Origin of the sequence: Mesorhizobium sp. M7A.F.Ca.CA.001.08.2.1 (genome assembly GCF_003998455.1) — a bacterium.
Taxonomy (GTDB): Bacteria; Pseudomonadota; Alphaproteobacteria; order Rhizobiales; family Rhizobiaceae; genus Mesorhizobium; species Mesorhizobium ciceri.
Window position 1 is genome coordinate 1 of record NZ_RZPW01000691.1, and the last position, 3322, is coordinate 3322.

Here is a 3322-nt window from a genome sequence, read left to right on the forward strand (position 1 = left end):
ATCCTGGCCTTGCCGGCATCGCCCAGCGCCACCGCCGGCAGGCCGAGCGGCGCCAGCGCCTGCACCAGGCCGAAGCCCGATTCCTGGTCATAGGCCAGCGCGTGCGCGGGGATGACGCGGCCGTCATGGCTGGTCAGCCAGACCTCTTCCGCTTCGGTGATGAGATAGCCGATGGTCAGCACCAGCCCGTCATTGCGAATGACGACGCCGCTGCCTTCCCTGAGCGTGCCGAGCGCCCCGGCCGTAAAGGCATCTTCGGGAACAGTGGCCCGCACGGCCACGACCGAGCGCAGATTGGGATTGATGGTCATGCTTTTGTCCTGGGTGGGCTTTGGCGACATCTTCTATAGGTATGCCACGCAGGAGAAGGCGCAAGGGTAAGGAAGAGCCCAATTGCCGATGTTGGCACTGCGGGCATCGATAATAGTTCAACGCAAGTTGAACTTACACATCCGCAGCCCTAGTTAATGGCGACCTGCCATCCTTCCCCGACACGAGGCCACGAAATGACCGACTACACACCGCCGAAAGTATGGACCTGGAACAAGCCGAGCGGCGGAGCCTTTGCCAGCATCAACCGGCCGATCGCCGGGCCGACGCATGACAAGGAACTGCCTGTCGGCAAGCATCCGTTGCAGCTCTATTCGCTGGCGACGCCGAACGGCGTCAAGGTCACCGTCATGCTGGAAGAGCTTCTGGCGCGCGGCCACAAGGGTGCCGAATACGATGCCTGGCTGATCCGGATCAACGATGGCGACTAGTTCGGCAGCGGCTTCGTCGAGGTCAATCCAAACTCCAAGATTCCGGCCCTGATGGACCACAGTGGCACCACACCGGTGCGCATCTTCGAATCCGGCTCGATCCTGGTCTATCTCGCCGAAAAGTTTGGCGAATTCCTTCCGACCGAACAGCCGGCCCGCGCCGAGGTGCTGTCCTGGCTGTTCTGGCAGATGGGCTCGGCGCCGTATCTGGGCGGCGGCTTCGGCCACTTCTACGCCTATGCGCCGGAAAAGTTCGAATATGCCATCGATCGCTTCTCGATGGAGGTGAAGCGTCAGATGGACGTGCTCGACCGCCGGTTGGCCGAGACTGAATATCTCGGCGGCAAGGACTATTCCATCGCCGACATGGCGGTGTGGCCCTGGTATGGCGGGCTGGCACTCGGCCGCATGTACAATGATTCCGGCGAGTTCCTGTCGGTGCACGAGTACAAGCATGTGCAGCGTTGGGCGAAGGCCATCGACGCCCGCCCGGCGGTCAAGCGCGGGCGCATGGTCAACCGCGCCTTCGGTGAGCCTGCCATGCAACTGCATGAACGCCACGACGCCAGCGATTTCGAGACCAAGACGCAGGATAGACTGGCCGCCGAATAGGCCATCGCGGGTCGCGGCAAAGGAAACCCGCCCCGACGCGACGTCGGGGCGGGTTTTTCCCAAGGTCCAGTACTGCGGAATCCCTAGTGCAGCACTTCAACAATCTGGCGGGTCTCCGGATCGACGAGGACCGTCTGGTCGTTGATCACCGCGACGCGGTATTTGACGTCGGGCACCTCACGCAGTTCGACCGTATCCGGCACCGACGAGCCGAGCTTGAGCTCGACGCCCAGAAGGTTCACCGAGGCAAGCGGTTCTCTCTTGATGTATTCGCGAACGACTGTCTCCTGCTCCGGCTGGACGACGACGACGTTTTCCGCCAGCGCCGCACCAATCCCGCCCATCAGGACGACGGCGGTCGCCGCGCTCGTAAGATAAAGTCTCATGGCCATCTCCTAGTGATAACTGAATTCCGCCCTCCATAAAAACTCCACCGCTGCCATGCGGTTCCATCGTAACTTCAGAATTGAAGATATTACGATTGCAGCCTGGATACTGATTGGTTGCTGATCAAACATTCGGCAGACAGCATTCAAGAGTTTGAAAACTTGCACAGATATGTACGGATATTTAAAGGGAAAAAATTCAATCTGAGCACCAGTGCGCCAAATCGGCCGCGCATCCGCCTCTTCATCTGGACGATTTGAAAGGCTCCAGCACGAAAAGGGCTCGCCCCGCCGGGAGCAGAGCGAGCCATAACGGCACCGATGGAGGCGGCAACCTCATCGGCACTGCCAGAGAACGCGAAGCATCAGCACTTGTTCCCAACCTGTCGGCCTGAGCACAATGCGGAGCGGTCGCGCATGCATCCTGTTCCCATGATAACGCTGGCCGAAATCTCCAGCAGGGATATGCTCAGAAGCCGTCTCAGCGACCAAACACCTTGCCGTCGGTCGTGATCGCGCTGGTGGCGACGTTCCCCGAGCGCCCCGGCGCACGCGCTCGAGTGGACGGCCTGGTATGGAAACGCCATTCCTGATCGGTCCCGGTCACCCGGTCTCAAAGCTGGACACCGTCGCGATGCAATGGCGGAAAGGCGTCTACCGGATCCTGGCTCGGCACGATGTCATGTGCGCGCCTGAAGATCAGCCTCACGACGAGCACGAAGTAGCCGACCTGCAGGACAAGCAGCGTCGCTATCGTCCAGGCAAATGCCTCCCAGAAGGAGCCGGTGGTCATATAGGTCCAGACCGCGACGATGACGGCCGTGGCTGACATTCCTACGAGAAACTGTCCAAAATACATGGTTTCCAAAACCGTCGAAACCGCGCCGGTTCCAACCAGTCCCTGCCTCATTCATTTCCCGCGGACAACATTTCATTATTTTAGCAACTTCGCAAGTAATGGGTCAGTCGCCGCAATGCGTTCTCCATTTGCGCGGCAACTTGGCAACCGTGCGGGCCGCGGCCGCGGTGCTGGCGGGGCTGGGCTGACACGCCAGCCGTCGACAATCCAGGAGCACGCCCGGTCTTTGCACTTCGGGTCCGGAACAAACGCCGACACGCCGAGTTTCGCCTCCAGTTCTTCAACGATTGGAGGCCAGCATGGCACCTCGCAACAAACCAGGCGCCGACATCGAAGATGACGCACCGCGGGCGGATGGGCCGACCATCGAGCAGCAGGATTGGGATGCAATCAAGGGCGGCGAGATCCTGCCAGAGTCCGCGCCGGAAAACGGCGACATGCGTTACGGCGTCGAAAAAGACGGCGATCTGCCGGACGAGGACGACGATAACGCGTACCAGGACAGCGACGACGCCCTCCCCGATGATGAGGAAGAAGCCGCAATCACGCACGATCAGACCCGAGAGGGCGGATTCGACGAGACGTGAGCTATTCGTCCCGAGACATGACTGCCTGTTGTTGAACTTGCCAAAGCCACATTTTCCATGCCCGGTTCGCGGGCGATTTTGCTTGGCCAGCTAAGTTTTCCGCCCAGGCAATATATC

Annotated in this window: 4 protein-coding genes and 1 pseudogene; 2 read left to right on the plus strand and 3 right to left on the minus strand. The window is 60.4% G+C overall.

Annotation, left to right across the window (positions count from 1 at the left end; translation table 11 throughout):
* Positions 1 to 311, minus strand: a 311-nt coding sequence (locus EN914_RS29125; RefSeq protein WP_164778995.1) for a S1C family serine protease, incomplete at its 3' end; no start/stop codon positions are given.
* Positions 312 to 506: 195 nt separating this feature from the next.
* On the opposite strand from EN914_RS29125, the pseudogene yghU reads away from it, so the two are divergent.
* Positions 507 to 1373, plus strand: a pseudogene (yghU, locus tag EN914_RS29130) (glutathione-dependent disulfide-bond oxidoreductase).
* An 83-nt stretch (positions 1374 to 1456) separates the two neighbouring features.
* On the opposite strand, the gene EN914_RS29135 reads toward yghU, so the two are convergent.
* A complete protein-coding gene (locus EN914_RS29135; protein ID WP_013530629.1) occupies positions 1457 to 1759 on the minus strand; it encodes a DUF1236 domain-containing protein in 303 nt (100 codons plus the stop codon).
* A 613-nt stretch (positions 1760 to 2372) separates the two neighbouring features.
* Positions 2373 to 2591 (minus strand): exopolysaccharide production repressor protein, encoded by a 219-nt coding sequence (locus tag EN914_RS29140; RefSeq protein ID WP_224674556.1) that lies wholly within the window; start codon positions 2589 to 2591, stop codon positions 2373 to 2375.
* 326 nt (positions 2592 to 2917) lie between these two features.
* Here EN914_RS29140 and EN914_RS29145 point away from each other — a divergent pair, with 326 nt between their 5' ends.
* Positions 2918 to 3205, plus strand: a complete 288-nt coding sequence (locus tag EN914_RS29145; protein ID WP_024501725.1) for a hypothetical protein — start codon at positions 2918 to 2920, stop codon at positions 3203 to 3205.
* Positions 3206 to 3322: the final 117 nt, after the last annotated feature.

Excerpts from the sequence above, each read along its gene's own strand:
- EN914_RS29145 (WP_024501725.1), top strand. The coding sequence starts at position 2,918 with ATGGCACCTCGCAACAAACCAGGCGCCGACATCGAAGATGACGCACCG.
- EN914_RS29135 (WP_013530629.1), bottom strand. The coding sequence starts at position 1,759 with ATGAGACTTTATCTTACGAGCGCGGCGACCGCCGTCGTCCTGATGGGC.
- EN914_RS29140 (WP_224674556.1), bottom strand. The coding sequence starts at position 2,591 with ATGTCAGCCACGGCCGTCATCGTCGCGGTCTGGACCTATATGACCACC.